Source organism: Dactylosporangium salmoneum (assembly GCF_039532525.1).
Lineage (GTDB): Bacteria > Actinomycetota > Actinomycetes > Mycobacteriales > Micromonosporaceae > Dactylosporangium > Dactylosporangium salmoneum.
In genome coordinates this window covers 12,940-33,178 of record NZ_BAAARV010000125.1, presented here as the reverse complement: position 1 = coordinate 33,178, position 20,239 = coordinate 12,940, and the positions used below count along the sequence as shown (strand labels likewise).

16 protein-coding genes are annotated in these 20,239 nt (G+C 66.7%); 11 read left to right on the top strand and 5 right to left on the bottom strand.

The features are described from left to right. The first annotated feature begins 315 nt into the window (after positions 1-315). A complete protein-coding gene (locus ABD352_RS52770; RefSeq protein ID WP_344620252.1) occupies positions 316-1,407 on the top strand; it encodes a PIN domain-containing protein in 1,092 nt (363 codons plus the stop codon). Between the two features lie 390 nt (positions 1,408-1,797). Here the strand turns inward: ABD352_RS52770 and ABD352_RS52765 are convergent, their stop codons facing one another. The 5 genes from ABD352_RS52765 to ABD352_RS52745 form a co-directional block, all read right to left on the bottom strand. Further along, positions 1,798-2,766, bottom strand: a complete 969-nt coding sequence (locus ABD352_RS52765; RefSeq protein WP_344620251.1) for a DUF6602 domain-containing protein — start codon at positions 2,764-2,766, stop codon at positions 1,798-1,800. Between the two features lie 257 nt (positions 2,767-3,023). Then, complete coding sequence (locus tag ABD352_RS52760) at positions 3,024-4,049, bottom strand: ImmA/IrrE family metallo-endopeptidase (protein ID WP_344620250.1); 1,026 nt, start codon at positions 4,047-4,049, stop codon at positions 3,024-3,026. Further along, positions 4,046-5,341, bottom strand: coding sequence for a helix-turn-helix domain-containing protein (locus tag ABD352_RS52755; protein WP_344620249.1), 1,296 nt, complete (start codon positions 5,339-5,341; stop codon positions 4,046-4,048). The genes ABD352_RS52760 and ABD352_RS52755 overlap by 4 nt, the downstream gene beginning before the upstream one ends. 176 nt (positions 5,342-5,517) lie before the next feature. Then, the gene (locus ABD352_RS52750; protein WP_344620248.1) at positions 5,518-6,480 is read right to left on the bottom strand and encodes a hypothetical protein; all 963 of its coding nucleotides are present in this window, start codon (positions 6,478-6,480) and stop codon (positions 5,518-5,520) included. After that, positions 6,477-6,839 (bottom strand): hypothetical protein, encoded by a 363-nt coding sequence (locus ABD352_RS52745; RefSeq protein WP_344620247.1) that lies wholly within the window; start codon positions 6,837-6,839, stop codon positions 6,477-6,479. Before ABD352_RS52745 ends, ABD352_RS52750 begins: the two co-directional genes overlap by 4 nt. Before the next feature lie 297 nt (positions 6,840-7,136). Between ABD352_RS52745 and ABD352_RS52740 the strand changes: the two genes are divergently transcribed. The 10 genes from ABD352_RS52740 (at position 7,137) to ABD352_RS52700 (ending at position 20,121) form a co-directional block, all read left to right on the top strand. Next, positions 7,137-7,412, top strand: coding sequence for a multiubiquitin domain-containing protein (locus ABD352_RS52740; RefSeq protein WP_344620246.1), 276 nt, complete (start codon positions 7,137-7,139; stop codon positions 7,410-7,412). Further along, positions 7,387-8,562: a ThiF family adenylyltransferase gene (locus ABD352_RS52735; protein WP_344620245.1), complete on the top strand. Its 1,176-nt coding sequence runs from the start codon at positions 7,387-7,389 to the stop codon at positions 8,560-8,562. Before ABD352_RS52740 ends, ABD352_RS52735 begins: the two co-directional genes overlap by 26 nt. Next, the gene (locus ABD352_RS57975; RefSeq protein WP_425553977.1) at positions 8,559-9,032 is read left to right on the top strand and encodes a ubiquitination-like system serine protease family protein; all 474 of its coding nucleotides are present in this window, start codon (positions 8,559-8,561) and stop codon (positions 9,030-9,032) included. Before ABD352_RS52735 ends, ABD352_RS57975 begins: the two co-directional genes overlap by 4 nt. A 32-nt stretch (positions 9,033-9,064) precedes the next feature. Beyond that, entirely contained in the window at positions 9,065-9,556 is a 492-nt protein-coding gene (locus ABD352_RS52730; RefSeq protein WP_344620244.1) for a winged helix-turn-helix domain-containing protein, read from the top strand. Beyond that, positions 9,535-10,134, top strand: coding sequence for a transposase (locus ABD352_RS52725; protein WP_344620243.1), 600 nt, complete (start codon positions 9,535-9,537; stop codon positions 10,132-10,134). The genes ABD352_RS52730 and ABD352_RS52725 overlap by 22 nt, the downstream gene beginning before the upstream one ends. Positions 10,135-10,469: 335 nt before the next feature. After that, positions 10,470-14,747 carry a hypothetical protein gene (locus tag ABD352_RS52720; RefSeq protein ID WP_344620242.1) on the top strand — a complete coding sequence of 1,426 codons (4,278 nt, stop codon included), beginning with the start codon at positions 10,470-10,472 and terminating at the stop codon, positions 14,745-14,747. A gap of 606 nt (positions 14,748-15,353) precedes the next feature. Then, positions 15,354-16,154, top strand: a complete 801-nt coding sequence (locus ABD352_RS52715; protein WP_344620241.1) for a hypothetical protein — start codon at positions 15,354-15,356, stop codon at positions 16,152-16,154. A 48-nt stretch (positions 16,155-16,202) separates the two neighbouring features. Beyond that, the gene (locus ABD352_RS52710) at positions 16,203-17,330 is read left to right on the top strand and encodes a hypothetical protein (RefSeq protein WP_344620240.1); all 1,128 of its coding nucleotides are present in this window, start codon (positions 16,203-16,205) and stop codon (positions 17,328-17,330) included. Further along, positions 17,327-18,814, top strand: a complete 1,488-nt coding sequence (locus ABD352_RS52705; protein ID WP_344620239.1) for a hypothetical protein — start codon at positions 17,327-17,329, stop codon at positions 18,812-18,814. The genes ABD352_RS52710 and ABD352_RS52705 overlap by 4 nt, the downstream gene beginning before the upstream one ends. Beyond that, the gene (locus tag ABD352_RS52700) at positions 18,811-20,121 is read left to right on the top strand and encodes an AAA domain-containing protein (protein ID WP_344620238.1); all 1,311 of its coding nucleotides are present in this window, start codon (positions 18,811-18,813) and stop codon (positions 20,119-20,121) included. The genes ABD352_RS52705 and ABD352_RS52700 overlap by 4 nt, the downstream gene beginning before the upstream one ends. The last annotated feature ends 118 nt before the right edge of the window (positions 20,122-20,239 follow it).

Below are 20,239 nucleotides of genomic sequence, written 5' to 3'. Positions count from 1 at the left end.
TGAAAGCGGCGCCCGGTGGTCGTACGATCCGGACAGCCGCATTGGAGACGACAGCGGCTTCGGTCAAGTTTTGTCCGCCCATCGGGGTGCGAGAAAATGGCACTATGGGGCTTGCCTTGAACTCTTCTTCGAAGGCTCCGGTGGGCCGCGGTGCCGCACCAGCCGTGCCTACACTTCCGTGTCTGATTGATCGCCATGGGTGGTGATTACCTTGCCAAGTTGGCACCAGGCGACGCTGTCCGGGTCGTGGTCAGAGACGCTCACCGCCGTAGTTCGGCAAGCCCGGTGGCGGCACCTGATGAGCGTGGAATGTTCGTGTCTGCGCTGCTTCCCGAAGTCTTTCCGGTCGTCGTGGACGCCAACGCGTTGCGGGATGACCTGTTGCGGGTCGCGTCTGGTAGAGGCCGGACCCTGATGCTGAACGCGGCCAACAGCGGCATTTTGCGGCTGTACTGTGCGCCGCACGTCCTGCACGAGGTCGACGAGCACCTCGACGAATGGTCCGCGCAACGCGCACTCGATCCCTCCGTGGTTCGCGCGGCCTGGGACAGCGACGTCGCGCCCTTACTGCGATGCGTCGAGGTACCTGACGGGTTGACGATCGCGGTTGAACAAGAGCGTCTGGACTTCCTCGCCCAGCCGCCGAGCACCAATAGGTACTGCGATCCCGATGACGTTCCCACCGCGACGTTAGCCATCCTGCTGAACGCAGCACTTCTGAGTAAGGACAAGGCGCCCCTCCGTGCGGTCTACGGCGAGCAGCATGATCACTTGGCACACGCCCAATGGAGGGACCAACTACGTGCCGTAGGTGACCTGGGCCCGCTCGGGCGCCTGATCGGCGGTCTTAACTCACTTCTCGGCCTGGCTGCGTCAGGCGTTATCAACGGCCTCGCCGGCACAGCACGTCGAGTGCCTTGGCCCTGGCTTGTGGTCGGAGCGCTGGCCACCGCTGGCGCGGTTCGCTATCTCGTCACCCCCGAGACCCGGCGCAAGGTTCAGGCCACCTTGGGTACCGGCCTCTCGGCCGTTGCTGCGAGCGCGGCAGAAATCGCGGCACATCGCGAGGCCGCGAGACGCCAGTTTGAGACGCTGCTACCGGCTCAACCCGGGTGGAGTGAGATCACGTCGTACCGAAGCTCGGCAGCGACGCTGATCAGGGCATCCCTCTATCACCTTGCGCGCAGCCCCCAGAGCGACCTGAGCGCGACAGAACTCACCGATGTACTCCGGCAGACCAACGGATTCCCCAGGGGCGAAACGAAAGTGCGGGCGGTGCTTCGGCGTGAAGCCGCCTTCTACGAGCCCTATCGAGGTCGCTTCCAAGTCGGTGCCGCTGCCCTCCGTCCCGGCGGTGCGGACGGCGTGGAAGCCGTTGCCATGCCGTCGAGCACCCCGATCCCGTGACCCACCGGCCACGAGCGCTCAGCCCCATCGCGTTAGGTCGATGTGGCCGTCCCGAACGGCGAACCACGACTCGACGGTGAATCCGGGCTGCCGGAGCGCATCGTAGACGTCCTGGTGAAACTGTGACCGGAACGGCGAGATCGCGTTCATCGGCTTTCCCGCGCTGGGCGAACGCGTACAACGTGAGTGTGACGGCGACCAGCGACAGGACGTTGACGGCGGCCAGCAAGTGCAGCAGCCGTCGGCTGCGCCGGCGAACCGCGCGGATCTCGGCCCGATCCTGCGCGACGCTCAGGCCGAGGAAGACATGTTCCAGCTCGCGCTAACCGCCGGGCCCGACTCAAGCGAGTCCTCGAGTCACGTTTGCCCTACTGATAAGACTTTCCGCGCCTAGATCATTGCCCCCCACGGGCTCCATGCCTCGCCCTGCGTCGGGCCGGTGACCCGTATGCGGTCCCGCACATACTCGGAGAACACCTCGTAGGTCCAGATCCTACTCTCGGACGGCATGCTCATACCCGCGCCGGCGACCTGAGCGAGGTTCCAGTACTGAGCCAGTGGCCGCAGATCGGGCAGGTCCCAGGCGAGGTTCTGGATGAGGTGGCCGATGAGCGAATGGAGGGGGTTCGGCCCGCCGATCTCCGAGGGATTTGCGGCTCGGTCGTACTGCCCATAGACGCATCCGCCGGGGGGAATCGGCACGGGGGTGTTCGGCGGGAGCAACTCGCGCGGCGGCATTACCAGGCGGTCGCCGGACCAGAATCCGGTATCGGCCACGCAGACGCAATCAAGCATTTGGCGGGGGTGTCCGTCGCGGTACAGCTCCTCGTTGAGTACGGCCTCGATCCGCGCGGCGGGCTCGGTCCGCCAGACCGTGCTGTGCGCCAGGATGCCGTAGGCGATCGGCGAACGAAGATCGCGCCGCGGGGTACCGATGGGATGCGTGTTGATAGCGTTCGCGATCGCCTCGATCTTCCGAGCGGTCGCGGCGGCTTCGACGATGTGCTCCCGCTTCAACGTGAGCTTGCACTCGAAGGCGGCGATCACCCCGCCTGCCAGGTAGACCTTCTTCTCCGCCAGCTTCGGCGGATACGACGGCTGCAGAATGACCAGGTCGACCTGCGGCGAAAGCGTCCCGTCGATCCCGAGGATGCGCCCCTTCGTCCTGATATTGAGCGTTCCCGGCAGCCAGTCCGCGAGCAGCCGGCGCCAATTCTCTTCGCCCTCGTCGCCAGCGGTCCCGGGATCCTCGACCGCTCTGGCCCGAATGCGTTCGTACTCCGCACCGAGTTCGACTGATACCTGCCCCAGAAACGTCTCGAGCTCATGCGGCGGCTTTATTTTTTCGCTGTCCAGCACCCGTGCAGTCCCCACCCCTCGTCTCGGCGTGCCGAAGCCTACAAGAACGCCGCACTCCGGGACGTCATCCCGTTGCCGACCAGGTCCTGCCTTCGCGGGTATCGAACTCCCCCTGGCGGTGGTGCACCGAAGCCGGTCCGGCGGTGTCGGCGACCAGGACGATAGCCGTTGTCGAGGCGATGAGGATTGCCACCGGCGGTCGGCAGGCCGCTTTCTGGGTGCTCCGTCACCGCGGCGCAGGGGCCTGTAGAGGTGGATTAGTGCTGGTTACAGGTCGTCGAGCCGCCATCAAATGCCGCCAGCGGCAGCGATTGGAAGCAGCTGGTACAAATCCGGTTAGCGACAGGCCGGCGGCCACCGGGGGCGCAGTCGCAGGCTCCACAGTCCGGGCAGAACGGTTCGCCACAGGTGCTACAGGGCTTCTTCCAGGTCTGGAAGTCCTTGCCGCAGTCCGAGCAGTGACCGTCGTGGCCGACCGGACCTGCGTCCAGGGGCGCCAAGAGAGTTTGCCAGGCCGGTGAGTCGGTGACCCAGACCGCGAAGGTGTAGCCGCCGGTGGTGCGAGCGTCGAGGTACATCTGCTGGCCAGCAACGCCGCTGGCGTATGTAGGCCGGTCGACGCCGCGGGCGATGCCGGCCCGCACTGCGGCGCGCAGCCGGGTGCCGGATTGGCGGCTGTCGCGTGCGATGGGCAGCACGTCCCCCTGCCGGGCAGCGAACTGGCTGCGGCCGCCAGGCTCGACCAGCATGACGTAGCCCGGTGCGGACAGGTGGCGGGCGGCGGCGACGCAGCAGGCTTCCCGTGAGGCGGTGGTGTGTCGCCACAGCTGCAGCACCGCCGCGGCGGTAACCCCCTGAGCGAAGGTTTGGTTGACGATGTCGGCGGGCAGCAGGATCGCTGCGGCGAACTCGTCGACCAAGTCTTCCTCGAACGGTCCTTCGTCGCCGTCGGGCAGCTTCCACAGTGCGGCGGAGACCTCCGCTACCTGGGCGCAAAGGTGGTGGCCGAACTCGTGCAGCAGGGAGAAGTTGCGTCGTCCCTGTGAGGCGTCGCGCAGCACTGAGATCCGAGGCGGGGTTTCGGTTCCCGAGTAGAGCGCGGCGACTGAGCAGCCGTCGCCTAGAGCGGCGGGTTCGACCCAGTCGATGATGATGTTGTCGACGGTCGGGATCACTGTGACGGGGTCGACGGCCAGGTCGCGGGCGTCGATGCCGATGTCGTCCAGGTGAGCCAGCATCAGCGGGACGAGCGGGTCGATCAGTTGCTGACGGCTGCGGTTCACCGCTGGTCCGCCGACGGGTCGCCGAGTGCTGTGAGCTGTTGCTGTAGGTATACCGACACTTTCGTCGCCCAGTCGGTGGTGCCGGCGCCGGCTGTCGGCGCGGTGCCGACGGTTCTGGCGGCCTGCGGTGCGATCGTTTCGGCCATCTTCCACCGTTGGTCGTCCTCGGAGCTGAAGGTCCCAGCCAGCGCTCGCAGCGCGGGACGGTGAGAGGGCCGGCTGACTTCAGTGATCAACGCGTCGTCGAACGGCGGGTTCGCGTCGAGGATCGTGCTGATGTCGGTGTCGAGCAGGGACGTCAGCCGCGCGGCTTCGTCACGGGTGACCCGGCCGCCCTTCTTGATGCGCAGAAAGACGCTCATGTCGAGGCCGGAGCGGGCGGCCAGCTCGGCCGGTAGAAGGCCCAGGCTCTTGATCTGTTGCAGCAGCGGCACGACGTCACCGAGCGGGTCGCCCGGCACACAGGAGGAGGCGCTGGAGAGGTGGGTGAACCCGGCGGCGACGGCGTTCCGCAGCTCGCGCCGGTCCAGGTCGGCGTCGTCGACCGCCAGGCCGTAGGTCAGGTCGGCGGGGCCTGCGACGCCACGGCGCCAGGCCCGCCATACATCTTTGATCACCTCGGGTGGTGGCAGCTGAGCAGCGGCACGCTCCGCGTCGAGGGTCGGCCGGCTGGCCGGGCTGACCTGACGGTCGAAGACGAACAGCGGGACGGTGCTCTCCAGGCTGAAGCACACCGCGAAGTCGGTGCTCAGCACACTGGCGGTCGCCGGCAGGATCAGGTCGAACTCGTCCGCGGCGTTCACGTCGGTGGTGACCGGGGCAACGGTCACCCACCAGCGGTCGACGTTGACGACCACGGCGAGTTCGGTGACGTCCCTCCATCGCAACCGCCACAGTTGCCCGACCGTGACGTCCTCACGAGCGTCGCTGGCGGCGGTCAGGGCCCGTAGTTCGGGCGACAGTGTGGTCAGCAGTGCCAGCGTGGCGGTGCCCCCATTGACGGCGCGTTGGTGGGCGGCCTGAAGGAACGCATCTTCATCCAAGCCGTCGTCGTGGTGGCCAGCGGCTTGCTGCCGTTGCTGGCACCAGCCGCATTCGGCCAGATGCTTGGTGTCGGCAGGTGACGGGGCCAGCAGGTCGGTATCGAGCAGGTGCGCGCCAGCGACCGCCACCGGCGGATTCAGGTCGACCTCGGCGAATACCTGCCGCGCCGGGTCGTAGCGGTTCGACCAGTCACTGGTCATCGCAGTACACCAGCCAGGCCGATGCTGGCCCGTCCCAGTCGTGAGCAAATGGGCTGATGGGTCACCATGCGCCTACCTTCCCGCAGGTTATCTCCCCGCACTTCCATGCCCTCTCCAGTTGACCTGTGTACGTAGTTAGAACGGCGCACCACCGTGTCGTGTCCGGCCCGGCAGCGTCGTCATGGCGCTATCGTTACGCACATACGGCCGATCCCGCCCAACGGTTAATGATCGTCAGCCGGGCGTGGCATGGCCAGCGCTCGTGCCAGGCTCAACATGTCGTCGCGTCGCGGTTCGGCGCCGAGTACCTGGCCGGTGATCTCCTTGACTCGGGCAGCGACCTGCGCGGCGACGCTCTTGCCGAGCCCGGTGTGATCGGCGATCTGCCGGACCGGCTGATCCAGGTAGGCAAGCACCAGCTTTTCGCGTGTGGTGAGTTGGCCTAGCAAGCGCTGGGCGCCGGCCCGAATGTCGGCTTCGGTCTCAGCCAGGTCGATGCTGTCAACGCCAGGCAGCCACGGGTCGACGTCATCGACCGGTGTCACCACTGGTGTCGGCCCCACAGCGAACCGGGCGGCTACCACGTCGGCCAGCTCCGCCACGGCCAGGGACGCCCCGGCGGCGCGCAGCGTGGCCTCGCAGACGTCGGCCAAACTCTGCGCGTCGGCCACCGGTGACTCGCGGCGAGCGTCGAGGCGCCACCGCACAATCGTCACGTCGGTCACCTTGTACGCCGCGGCGACGAGATCGCTGAGCCGCCCGTTCCAGACCCCGGGCGTGGTGCCGTCGACCAGTTCGACGTTGCGGCCAGCTCCGGGCCGGCCGTCGGCGACGACCTGGAATCGGGCGTCGGCGTCCAGGACCTCGCGCAGCCGGCGGATCAGCCGACCCTTGGTCGTAGCCCGGGCCTTCTCACGCAGGAAGTTGCGGACGACCTGCTCCAGCAGTCGGCGGAAGCTGCTGTCGTCGTGTGCCTTCACCGCGAGCTCGACGAGCCGCTGCGGGCCTTGCGCGGCGGCAAACACATCGTGCGCGGTCTCCACGATCGCGTCCATGGTCCACTGCTGGTGACCGGTCGGCGGGGGGAAGTTGCCCGCCCGGGCGACAGCCCGTACACACCGGTACAGCTCGACGGTGGCGGCGGTCCCGAAGGCACCGTCGCGCTGCAGTTCCGCCCATGCGCTCATGCGAACTCCCGGTAGGCGGCGACGATGCGGGCGAGCAGTTCGCCGGTCATCTTCACGTGCGGCTTGGTCTCCTCGTCGTCGTAGGCACCGAAGGGGACAGGGTGCACATGCCGGGGCTGCCACCAGCCCTGGCGGTCGCAGAGCAGTTCCGGGTCCTTGTCGTGCCACACGTCGCTGGCGTGGTTGATCAGGGGATCGCTGGTCCGGGTCACGACGAGGCAGGTGCGGTCCGCGGAGCGGACCCGCACCACGACCGTCGGCCGCCGCGCGTGCGGATCGCGCTCGTTGTAGTAGTCGCGGGGCAACACAGCAACCAGGCCGACGTACGGCTGCCACAACCGCTGGTTCGGCCACGTCATCGTGGGCTGCTCCCGCCTACCGCCCGGCTCACATCGGCGAACGGCGACAAACACGATACCCACCACGCTCGGACACGCCCGCCGACACTCCGGCATCGACGGCCGGCATCCGCAATCACCTGCACGGCAAGCCTTCGCAACCACCACCTACACCTCCAATCCGGACATGTGACCACCGACACACGCGGCGATGGTGCTCGAGATCGGACAACCGGCGGCGGTGCGCCGTCAGGCATCGGCGAAGCAGGACGCCGGAGGGGTCACCGGTGTCCACGGCACAACTTGAGGGGGTCCCCCATGGCCGACATCGGCATCGAGGTGCAGGACCGGCAGGTCCGGCACCACTACAAGATCGTCGTCAACACCCGGGAGCGGACGGTCGAGGATCGCGAACTCAGCTTCGCGCAGATCGTCGCCCTCGCGTTCCCCGGCGCCCACGGCACCGACGTGGTCTTCACTGTCACGTACCACCGGGCCGTCGCCCCACAGCACGACGGCAACCTCAGCGAGGGCGGCACGGTCACAGTCAAGAACGGAACCATCTTCGATGTCACGCGCACTCGTCGCTCGTAGCGCCGACCTGCGCCAGCTACGCGACGAAGGCTACGAGGTGACCGTCGAGAACGGTCACCTCGTGATCTCGCACGTCCCGTACCTCAACGCGCAGCGGCAGGTCCGGTTCGGCGTTCTGGTGTCCAAGCTCAACATGGCTGGCGACATCACCGTCACCCCGGAAGACCACGTGGTCCGCTTCGCGGGCGAGCAGCCGTGCGACGACGAAGGCCGTCCCCATACGGTGATCAACAGCGCGATCCACGAGCAGATCACCGCCGAGCTCACGGTGAACTTCATGTTCTCCTGCAAGCCCGACGAGGGTTACCCGGACTACTACGCCAAGATGACGACCTACGTGGCGTTGCTGGGCAAGCACGTGGCCATGGTGGACCCGGCCGCCACCGCGTGCACGTTCCGGGTCGAGGAGACCGACGAGACGGAGTCGGTCTTCCGCTACCTCGACACGGCCAGCAGCCGCTCCGGCACCTCAGCGATCAACGCGAAGCTGGCCGTACCCAGGGTCGCGGTCGTCGGCCTCGGCGGCAGCGGATCGTACGTGCTCGATCTCATCGCCAAGGCGCCGATCGGCGAGATCCATCTCTTTGACGGCGACGACCTGTTGCAGCACAACGCGTTCCGGGCGCCCGGGGCGCCGTCGGTGCAGCAGCTGCAACAGCGGCCAAAGAAGGTCGACCACTACGCCGAGGTGTACGGTGCGATGCGCCGCGGCATCGTCACGCACCCGTACTTCCTCGACGAGTCCACCGCCGAGGAGTTGACCTCGATGTCATTCGTCTTCCTCTGCATGGACCAGGGCACCCCAAAGCGGCACCTGGTCAAGGCGATGGAAGCCGCCGGGATCGCGTTCGTCGATGTCGGGATGGGCCTCTACACCGCCGACGGCGTGATCGCCGGGCAGTTGCGGACCACCACCAGCACCCCGCAGAAGCGCGACCACGTGCGCGATCGACGGCGGATTCCGTTCGAGGACGACGGCGATGACGACTACGGCACCAACATTCAGATCGCCGAGCTGAACGCGCTCAACGCAGTCTTCGCGGTGATCAAGTGGAAGAAGGAGCGCGGCTTCTACGCCGACCTCGAGCACGAGCACCACAGCGTCTACACCATCGCCACCAACTGCCTGGTCGGCGACGACCAGACATGACTACCCGGCGAACCGTCATCAAGCACCGCTTCGTCGACTCGGCCCCCGAGGTCTTGGAGGACGGAGTGCTCTACGTTTCTATCCCGTACGCGACCGCCTTACACCGGTGCGCCTGCGGGTGCGGCAGCGAAGTCGTCACCCCGATCAGCCGCGCCGGCTGGAGCCTCACCTTTGATGGTGCGTCCGTCACGCTGCACCCGTCGATCGGCAACTGGAACTACCCGTGCCGCTCCCACTACTTCATCCGCCTCAACCGAATCGAGTGGGCCAGGGATCACCGTCCCGGCGAAGCCAGGCGGCGACCGGCGGAAACCAGGGATCACCTGCCTCGTGCTTCGGCCCAGCGCCACCGTGGGGGCGTTGTGGCGGACTGGCTTCGACCAGTGGCAGCAACTGTCCGATCGTGGCTGAGGCGGCTACGGACCTTGAAAGGTGGGGTTGATCGATGTCGTCTCGGCGTGTCGCCGTGACATCGGTCGATGAGGTCTTGTAGGCCGGAGGGATGAGGTATCCCGACGGTGGCGGTCTGACCGCGCAGGAGCGGGCCAAACGAGAGGCGATCCGGCTGCAGGCAGCGGGCTGGTTCGCCGAAGGTGTGCCGGTAGCGGAGATCGCCCGGCGGTTGCGGGTCTCGCGGACTGCGGTGTTCGGCTGGCAGCAGCGGTGGCGCCGCGGCGGGAACCAGGCCCTGGCGTCGAAAGGGCCGGGTGGTGCCCGATGCCGCCTCGACGGGCCGCGGCTGCGGCGGCTCGCCGACGCGTTGGACGAAGGCCCGGCCGTGCACGGGTTCGGTGACGATCAGCGCTGGACCCTGGTACGGGTGTCCGATCTGACCGCCCGGATGTTCCACACCCGCTACACCCTGCGCGGTACCGCGTACCTGCTGCACCGCATGGGCTGGACGGTCCAGGTCCCCGCGCACCGCGCGGTCGAACGCGACGAGACGGCGATCGCGACGTGGCGGCGGGAGGCGTGGCCGGCGGGAAAACGGTAGCGGCGCAGCGCGACGCGTGGATCGCCTTCGAGGACGAAGCCGGTCAGACGCTGCGCCCACCGAAGGCCCGCACCTGGGGCCGCCGCGGCCGGACACCGGTCATCCCGGTGTCGGGTAAGGGATCCGGGCGGATCTCGATCGCCGGACTCACCTGTTACATGCCCGGCCGGCGATCGCGGTTCATCTACCGCACGATGGTCCATCGTGGACGCCGGGGCGAGCGACGCAGCTTCTCCGAGCACGACTACATCAGCCTGCTCGACGCTGCACACCAGCAACTCGGCGGCCCGATCGTACTCATCTGGGACAACCTGAACACCCACATCAGTGCCGTCATGCGCCAACTGATCGCCACCCGGGACTGGCTGCACGTCATCCGGCTGCCCGCCTACGCCCCGGACCTCAACCCGACCGAGGCCGTGTGGTCACACCTCAAACGCAGCATCGGCAACCTCGCCGTCCGCGGCGTCGACCACCTCCAGGCCATCATCAAGAACCGACTCAAGCGCATGCAGTACCGCACCGACCTGCTCGACGGCTTCCTGACCCACACCGGCCTGGACCTCGACTCAACCTAAGCTTTCAAGATCTGTAATTCGCCGCGTCACTGGCTCGTAACCTGGCGTGGAACTGCCCGTTGGCTCGCATGGCCGGTGCCGGCCGCCTTTTAACGGAGGGGCGTCCGCGTACCGGCTTCGCGGTGGGCGGCCAGCTGATCAATGTGATCGACGTGGCCAGCCGGGCAAACAAAAATAGACAGAGGCCTGATAGGCAGTGCTCTGATCGGATGAGCGCATTCGATGACGGTGCGCCTGATTTACCTATCAACGCATACAGAACCGGAGCGGTCTGTTTGGTAGGGTGCCGGTGCACTGGAGGGCCGATGCGACTACCTGCAGATAGGAGTTGAGCCATGGACGAGGGTGAGTTCACCAAATACCTCGAAATAGGTCGCCAGAATGCCAGCGTTATGGAGTTGGCCAACAACCACTGTCAACGCATGCGCTTCGTGGAGTCGGGCGGCCGCGGGATGCTCGAGGAAATGACGGGCTTGCCAGTCAACTCTCGCCGGGTCGAATGCCCAGTCGCCATTGGCAACATGGCCGCCATGCGATTGGATCATGTCACGTTCAGTTTCTACGCCGAGCACTGCGGTGGCTGTGAGATGCGGCGACCGACAGGTCGGCTTCCGAATCTGGAGACTGAAGCCTCTGCTCGCCAAGCACGGGCGGCGGTCGCTGAGGCGGAGAAGGCTGAAGCACTTCGGCGGCGAGTCGTTGCGCGCGCTGAACGTGCGGAGCGACGCCGGAGCCTGCGGGCGACCGCAGACCCAGCGACTTCCGGAATCTTGGACGACCTCGATGTGCTCGACGCGGACCCTGCCGTGGACGCGGATGTCGAGGCTACGAAGGGTGCGCGTCGACGTTTGATCGCGATCGCGGGGCGCGCAGGCGACCGATTTGAACCCGCGATCATCGACGAAGTGTTCGATGCAGTGGAGAAGGTCGGTGTGACCGAGCTGCTGGAGCCACTGCGGCACCTTGCGTCGCAGCGTCCCGACCTTGCGGAGCGGCTGGTTGCGTCCGCGTTGGCAGCGTTGCGGAACGGGCCCAGCATTGAGGCCGGCAGGTGCCTGACCGACCAACATGGTCTGGTCGAGCCGGTAGCTGTCGATGATGCCGTGATCTGGTCGATCGTGGTGCTAGCAGGGTCGAAGACGCCGGAGGACCACCACTTCTCCGGCCCAGTACCGGTGGTCCAGGCGAACGACCCGGGCCCGCTGCGGCTACTGGCGGACCTGGCTCCTGCAGCTCTGGTCGCCCAGCTGGGCGCGATGCTTCCTCGCCCCGTGCCGACAAGCATCATCACGTCCCCCAGTTATCGGCCGCGGCCAGTGTCGGACTTCGACCGCCGTGCAGCAGCCGGCGCGATTGAGCACCTCGCCAGCACCCACCTGGAGATTGCGCTCGAAACGCTCACGAACTTGGTCCTGTCACTCGGCGTTCCTCCGGAGGACAGCTACGACCCGGGCACGGTTGGGACTGGGGAACGCGCGCTGGGTCGAATGCTCATTGCCGCCCCAGCACGGGTGGTCAAATTGCTCGGAGACGCCGGGAAGCACGCATCAGAGCCGACCCGTGAGGGTCTGGTGGGCGCCGTTCGCCATGCGGTCAACATGATCGACACCGACTACGTGCACCGCCGTGCCCACGACCCCGTCGTCAGCCCTGAAGAAGGTACCGCGGTCATAAATGCGGCATTCGCATTTCTGCTTGCTCGCACCGATGAGTCCTGGGGACACAAGGTCACCTTTGCGGCAGCTGAGATCATCGAACAGATGGGACGCCGACACGGCGGCACCCTGGCCGAGCATCTCGATGCAACTCTCGGCGCGTTTCTCACGCTGACCCGACAGCGGGACAACGCACCGCAGCGTGTCCTCACCTCGATCGCGGCCCCAGACCCGTTGGCCGGAATGGAGGCATTTTCACGACGGAACACCCTGTACCAGTCCGCCCGACGACTTCTCAATGCGGTCGAGTCGGCGTCCGCGACCAACCCGCTCGCCGTGTGCCGGACTATGACCGCACTCATCACGAACGAGCGTGACGCCGAACTCGACGCCGAGGTGGTCATGCCGCTCCTAGCCGTACTCGGCGAGATCGGCCGTCGGCACGGCGACCAGCACGGCGTCCTGCAGGCCATCCTGCCGACGCTCCACACCTACCTCGTCGATGCTGACCAAGGTCCACGTTCAGCTGCCCTGAAAGCTTGGACGAGCATCGGCGGGAGGCACGCACTCCCCTCCACAGTTGCAGATCTATTGCCAGCACTGGTCGGCGACGCCTATGTCGTCATGATCGACGCCGTCCTTGACGCTGCCTGCCGCCTACCGTGGACAACGGAGAACGCCAGGATGCAGCTGGCCTTGCACGCATTTCGGGTGATGGAGGGCATCAACATCACCGACCACTTCGAGACGTTCCTGTCGGCTCTCGCCGCGCTCCGCCGTCACGCCCCTGGCCTCGACGCCGTCGCCGTGCTGGAGAAACGGGCTTTGGCAAGGGTTCCTCCGCTCGAGTGGTACCAGGCGTCGCAGCTCACCGACCAGCCGTGGCAACCAGACGCTCGGGTCGCTCCCGAGCTAGCGGCGCTCTGGCTGGCGCTGGCCCCCCACCGTACCTATGGGTTGCGGCAAGGAGACGAAGCCGAGGAAGCACTCAGCGGTCTCCTCGGTTGCGGCGCTGGCCTGCTCGGTCTACCCGCCGCAGACATCATCAATATCGGGGCACGGCACTCACCGGAATCGCACTACGGGTCGATGGAGTACGCAGAGGTCCTCGCACGTGCCGAACGACGCGACGACGCCGTCGCGCTACTCCAAGCCGCACTGGAGCGCATTCCCGATGAACCGGCACGCAGCTCACAGCGCGCGCTCACCGCACTCGCGCTCGCAGTAGCACGACTGCACCTGACCCTCGCGACCGAGCTCCAGGACGGAGCGCAGGCAGCGGTACGTGCAGCCATCAACGACATCAGCGCAGCAATCGGCGCCTGCTCGCGACACACCGAGAACGACCGACAATGGTTGCGGCCGTTCTCCAGGATGGCCGCAGTCCGCGCCGCCGCAGTCTGCTGCCTGCTCAACATCTCTACGCCCACGGAAATCATGGCTGCGCTCGATGACGCACCGACCGGCCCCAGCGCTGTACATGCCGAACCGACTGACCCTGCCGACAAGCTCGCCAACCGCGCCCAGGTCCTACGCGCTCTGAGCAAAGACCTCGAGATCGGCGGGAAGTCCACCGGAACCGCCACCCACACCGGCGTTACGGTCACCGCGCGGCTCGTTGCCTGCGTCGCGCACCTACTTGATGCCGAGGCCGCCGACCTGGACGCCGACCTCACCCAAGCTGCGGCACATCGAACCGCTGCCCGACGCAGAGCCATCTCCATCGACCTTGCCACCCAGCGGCGCGACGATCCGCTACTCCTCCGGATATACGAGCTTCAAGACCTCATCGCCACCCAGACCGACCCGGCCAGGTCTCCCGACTTGGAGCGGATCCTCGCGCTAGCTGCAGCACTGCCGGCACCGCTGCTATTCATACGGACACCTCAGCGCCCACAGACGATCGGACCGTGGCAGCCGCCAGCAGACCCCGAGCCCGACAGCCCCACCGTCGCCGTCGCACTGGTCTCCATCGACGACAAACTCCTCACCGGGCCGGCCATCGTCAACCCCGGCCTCACCCACACCCTTGCCCTCCAAATTCAGACCGACCCGTGGCCCGCCTGGGTCCAGCGTCTGGACGCCGAACTGGTCAGCACACTGAACGACACCGAACTTCAACGACCGGCCCTGACCTGGCAACGTCACCAACACACCGGCGATCCCAACACCTATGAAGGGTCCGGCACGCTTCACGTCCGGTATGCCGTACCCAGCACCCAACACGCGCCACCAGTCGCCGTCCGCCTCACATGGCGTGGGGTCGACGAAGACGGCACGCCAAAGAGCCAACCCCTCGACGTCGCCGGCCACCGTGAGTTCCGCGTCCGCCCTTACGACCCCTCCCGTGACGCCACCACCCAGTACGAAGTGTTCGACGAACACCTCCTCGCCATCTACGAACGGCTCGCTGCCGCTGGCTACCCCCATAACCAACTTCAAGCCTTCGCACGACTCCTCAACGCCATCTCCCGCACCGGGCTCGCCATGACCTGGAACAAGAAGTACCGACGGGGTCAGCACATCACGGAACGTCAGTTCCACGACGACCTACACGCAGCGCTGCTCGCCGACCCCACCCTCGAAGGGCGCGTTGAACGCGGCACCCCCCTCGCCCACGGATACCTCGATACCCGACACGACGGCATCACAGCCGAGTTGAAGGTCGCACGAGATCAACCCGTGACGGACCAGTCAGCGACCAAATACATCGGCCAGCCAACCCAGTACGCCGCCGCCGACGGCACGCGGCTCTCCATCCTGGTCATCCTCGACATGAGCCGGAAGGTGCTTCCTATCGGCACCCCCGAAAACTACCTCTTCGTCCTTGGCCCGCAGCAACACGGCATGACCGAACCGCACTCACCGAGCGTCGTAGTCACGCTCGTCGTCAACGGCAACCTGCCCGTGCCCAGCAGCTGGTCACGTCATCGGATCCCGACAACCGGCACGCCTTGACCAACCAACCCGGCCGACTACTTCGACCAGAACATCTGCATCTGCGGCGATTCGCGCGGTTCGTTGCCGTGCGGGTCGGTGCACAGATCCCAGTTGTCCCGCGATTACGCTCACTGCGGTCCCCCTCATCGCGCATGGGTGGCACCATGGCGCCTCGATGGGCGGGTGGCCTCGAAACGGGTACGGCGCTTCGAACCAGGTGGGCGGGTCGTCACACTCCGCCGAGCTGGCGCTGGACCAGCGCGACTCCCGGGTAGCGCGGTGGTGGACACGGTTCCGGCTTGTCGGCCGAGGGTGGTCAGGCGGACGACGATGATGAAGGCGCGTTCAGGGCAGGCATCCGGAAGCCAGCAGTAGCGGCCGATGTGGGCTGATGACGTTGGCTTGCTGCTGAGCTCGGCGGCCTGGGACGTTGAGATGCCACGGCCCGGACGGGCCGATCGACCGGATCTACTCGTTCGGGTTCGGTCGGACGGCCACTGTCTCGAGCCTGCACTCCTCACTACGCTCGTTGCGGCTTGTCGCTGTCGAGATCAAGTGAAGGAGATTAAATCTGGAAAACCTAGGAACTTGCTGGCGTGGTCTGGAAGAGGTAACGTCCTTCTCGTGACCGACTCGATGGACGCTCTCGAGCAGCGGATCGACGACCTCCGAGCGGAGGTGCGACGATCCGCGATGGCTGGTGACCGCTCCAAGGCGAATCGGTTGCGCGCCGAACTGAGCAGGGTGGAAGCGGAGTGGGACGCCGCCGTCGCGGCTCTCGCCGGACCCGATCCGCTCGACGATGCAGTGGAAACGCCGACGACGCCGCTCCTGCCGGCTCGAGATCAGGCTTACCAGGCCCTGACCTTCCTCAACGTTCCCGCGGCCCCGAAGTTGATCGTCGCTCTTCACAGCGCGCTGTTCGGTGGGACGCTTGCCAGCGCGCAGTTGACGAGCCTCCGGCGCGACGAGGAGCGTTCGTTCAAGACCAACCCACACGTACGGCCCTACTACCTGTGCGCGGCGCTAACGGCCGATCGCCTGTCGCCCGCGCGAGGACTGCTGGCCGTGTCAACGTGGCCGATGGCCGCGCGGATCGTCGGCCCGTTAAGCCCGCGGGTGCATTTCCTCAAGGCGGCCGTACGGATAGCTGGACACCTGCGGCGGCCGGAGTGGGCGACGCTACCTGCGCGACGCCTGCTGTGGGAGTTCGCTGCCAACATTCCCAGTGGGGCGCACTCGTTCGAGTCCATGACGCCGGACGCTGTCGAGGACGCGGCACTGACGGAGCTTGCACTTCATGAGGACACCGATCAGGCGCACCGCGAAGCGGCTGGTCGGCGGGCCATAGAACAGCTCAGCGATCTTCAGCAGATGTTCGGCTCCACACTCAGTGTCGCCTCGGCGACCGCGAGCGAGGCGTAGATGCCACAGCTTCCTGCTTGATCGCACTTCCACGCGAAGGAAGGGCACGTGCACGATCTCAAAACGCGGCTCGACATGCTGCGGGGGTCAGAGAAACGCAAGAACCTCAACGCTCGGTCAATCGCCGCGCTCACGGCCAACCCTGGTTGCCGGCGCAGGAGCGTTCTTGACGCTGCAGGCATTGACAAGCAGTTACTCGGCTCGGCGATCGGCTTCGTCATGCCGGCGGACCAGTCACAGTTCGCGCTGAGTCGCGGCACTGCCTTCGAGGCACAGGTCAAAGCCAACGGCTGCGCTCAACTGCTGACGCTTCTGCGCGAGAAGCTCGAACTGGAGCTGGCCGAGGTGTCCTACGACGACCTTGAGACGGTGGGCGGCAACGCGAGTCCCGCGGCGCGGCACCGCCACACCGTCCAGCTGCTCACCCAGGCCGGCTCGTTGGTCGATGAGGGCGGCACGCTGTTCGACCACCCGATGCTAGAGCTGACGATCGGCGGCCACCCCGTCCACCTAGAGCCGGACCTCATCGCGTTCCGGTTCGCGGGCAAGTTCTACATCGTGGAAATCAAGTCGTTCGCTGTCGTCGACGGCCAGGCGCCGGCCGCCTCGGTCGCCGCCGCGGAATTGCAGGCCGCCGTTTACGTGCACGCCATGCGGGAGATGGTTCGCTCCCACGGCTTCAGCGAGCAAATCGTCGCATCGGAGGTCGTGCTGGTCTGCCCACAGGACTTCAGTAACAGACCGGTCGCCGTCAAAATCGACGTGACGAACCATGTCAACGCGGTCCGTCGACAGCTGAAACGCATGCAGCGCCTGGACTCTATCGTCGCCATGATGCCGGCCGACGCGACGCTGGATCGGTGGAGCGACCCCCGGCAGCTCGACCCTCGACCGGCGGAGGAGCTCAAGTCCACGCTACGCACGATCGAGGCGCATTACGTACCGCAGTGCCTTGGCGCCTGCGAGATGGCGAAGTTCTGTCGCAGCGAGGAACGGGGGTCAACGGCGGCGCTCGGGCGGCAGGTCCGCGAAGAACTGTGTGGGTTGGAGTCAGTGGCGGAGGTGGTCGGCCTCGCCACCGGAACCCGCATACCGGCGGAAGACCAAGCCGAACACGCGCGCCTGCTGCAGCTCGCATACAGCTACCGAACCGCGTTCCTCGGCGGCGCGGCGTGACATTGCTGACCTCCCTCGGGCGCGCTTTGGCCGTGGATCGAGAACAAGCACAACGGATCACGACGGTCCGCCACCTGCACATCAGTGCGACACCGCTGGTGTTCGTGCCGTTGAAGATGGCCGGCGAAGCCAGTGCTCCGATGGCGGCCATGATCGGCACCGACCGGAGCGAACCACGTCTCCTCGTCGTGGCACAGCCGAGGAACCGCGATCAACGATTCGCCTTCGCCCATCACCTGGCTCGGCTGCTGTTCGCCGAGCTCACGCCGAAGGTCGCCCATCAGCCTCCCGCACCCGGACAGTCAGCTGATGGACGGCGTCGCTGCGCGGACGCACCGCAAATATGGGTGCCCAACCGCGCTGGCGTGGAATTCGTCCGGATGCTCGGTCGGTCCACCAGGTTCCGCAGGACCGCAGGCCCGTGGAGAGTACCGGCGAACGTCCCGCGCATGGGCAAGTGGCTGACGTTCTATGCCGACCGGTTCCAGCATCCGGGCTCGAGTTTGCTAGTGCCGGCCACGGCAGCGCTGTCAGCGCATTGGGCGACAGGACAGAGCCACGAGGAAGATGAGCATCTGGGCACGATCCTGGCGTGGCTGGACACGGGCGAGCACGGCACCGGTAGCGACGCTGCCCTCGCAGCGGAAGACCCGGTGGATCACCCTCCGGCCGGTCCGGCCACGGATCCCACGTTCGACAACACGGTGCTGGCCCCGCTGATCCGTCGCTACCACGAGAACGTCAGCAGCAGAGCGGAATGTGCCCGGGTGGAGGCTCGTATCGAGTCGGCGTTGCGCGGTCAGCTGATCGGCACGTGGCATATGGTGTGGCGGGCGATTGACGTGCTGGCCTCGCTGGATCCCGGCAGTCATGTCGCCGAGCGGTGGGGCGACGATCTGGACGCGTTCACACGAACTGCCGAGTGGATCGAGAACAGCCCGGCCGCTCAGCCGAAACGTGATGCGGCGGTGACCGCCGCGAAGCGGCTGTACGAGCTGGAACGGGCGCATGCCCGCTACGAGGCGCAGCGGGCATTCGACGATCCTCTCGTGATGGCTGAGGCGCGGATGGTGGGCGAGGCGTTCGCCGGGACCGTGACTGCGGCCGAGCCGAACCGGCGCGTCGGCCGGAGCTTACGACCGCTGATCACCGTTGAGACGACCGACCAGGTGCGGCTCACCGCGGGCGAGGAGCGGCTGTGCAGTCCGACGCGGATACGGCAGAAGGCCGAACTGCTGTCCGTCAGTGAACTGCGTGGCGGGCTGGAGGTGGTCCTGGAGTTGTCGGAGGGTATGGGCCGGGGGCCCGAGCCGGAGCCGGGCAGTGTGCCGGAGGTTGGCGAGCAGGTCTGCTACAGCCGGCTCACCACGAAGATTCGACCGATGCCGCAGTTTCCGGGGCGAGCCGACACACCGTGGACCCATGGCGGTCCACCCGCCGACTATGTACCCACCGATGAGGACGCTGTGGAGGAGTGGCAATGACCGCGCCGGCAGTCTCGGACGTTGTGGCGGATGCCATCGAGCAACTGCAGTCCGGCCCGCACCGCGGGGTTGTACTGGACTCGCCCCCCGGTGCAGGTAAGTCACGTGCCGTCGTGCGGACCGCCGTGCATTTGGCCGCCGCTGGCGAGTCCGTGCGTGTGGTGGCACAGACCAACGCCCAAGTCGACGAACTCGTACGGCGGATCGCCGAGACCGCACCAGGCATCGTGGTGGGCCGCTACACCGCACGGGACTATCTGCCACCCGATTGGCTGCGGCGGCAGGGAATCCTCATCCGCCAGCAGCTTCGCGACCTGGCTGGCGTGCCCATCGTTGTCGCGACTGCGGCGAAGTGGCTGGACCCGGTCGTCGAGCAACGCGGGCCGTGGGCCGTCATCGACGAGGCGTACCAGATGCGCTCGGACACCCTCCTGCGCCTTGAGATGATCTTTGAGCGGGCGTTGTTCGTCGGCGACCCCGGCCAGCTCGACCCGTTCTCCGTCGTCAACGTCGAGCGCTGGACCGGCTTGCCCTGGGACCCGATGCAGAGCGCCGTGGCGGCCATGCTCGCGAACAACCCCACGATCAAAACGTTGCAACTGCCGTATTCGTGGCGGTTGTCGCCGTCAGCGGCGGCGCCGGTCTCGGCGGCGTTCTACCCGCATGTGCCGTTCGAGTCCGCGCCTGAGCAGGGACCGCGGCGGATGTGGCTGCCGACCAGAGGGTTCGGCAGCGTCCACGACCACGCGATCGAACAGGCGACCGAGTCGGGATGGGCGTACTTCGAGCTCCCCGCCCGGCACACGCTGCGTACCGACGCGGAGGCGGTCCAACATGTTGCCGCGCTGGCGGTCCGGAGCCTGGAACGCGGCGCTACGGTCCAATCGCAGGAGCAGCCGGACGGCACAGTATTGCGCCCCGACCGGATCGCAATCGGCGCGGCGCACCGGGATCAGGTTGCGGCCATCAAGGATGAACTGACCCGCACCGGTCATCGGAGCATCCGCGTCGACACCGCCAACCGGCTGCAGGGTGCCGAGTTCGACGTCGTGGTGGTGCTGCACCCGCTGTCCGGTCGCCGGGACGCCACCGCATTCCACCTGGAGTCCGGACGGCTATGCGTGCTCACCTCCCGACACCGCCACGCCTGCATCGTGGTCGGACGGGCCGGCATCGCCGAACTCCTCGACACGCACCCGTCGGTCGACCCGGTGCCGCTCAACACGAAGCCGAAGTTCCCCGACGGCTGGGAAGCCAATCACGCCATGCTCGAGCACCTCATGCGCCACCGGATACGAGCGGCCTAGGCCCGCACAACCCTGCACGCAACGCGATCAGGACTCCACTCGACCTGATCGCGCGGTACCTCCTGCCCGCACACCAGCCGTGCCGAGCCGGCACCGCCCCTTGTTACCAGAGGCCACG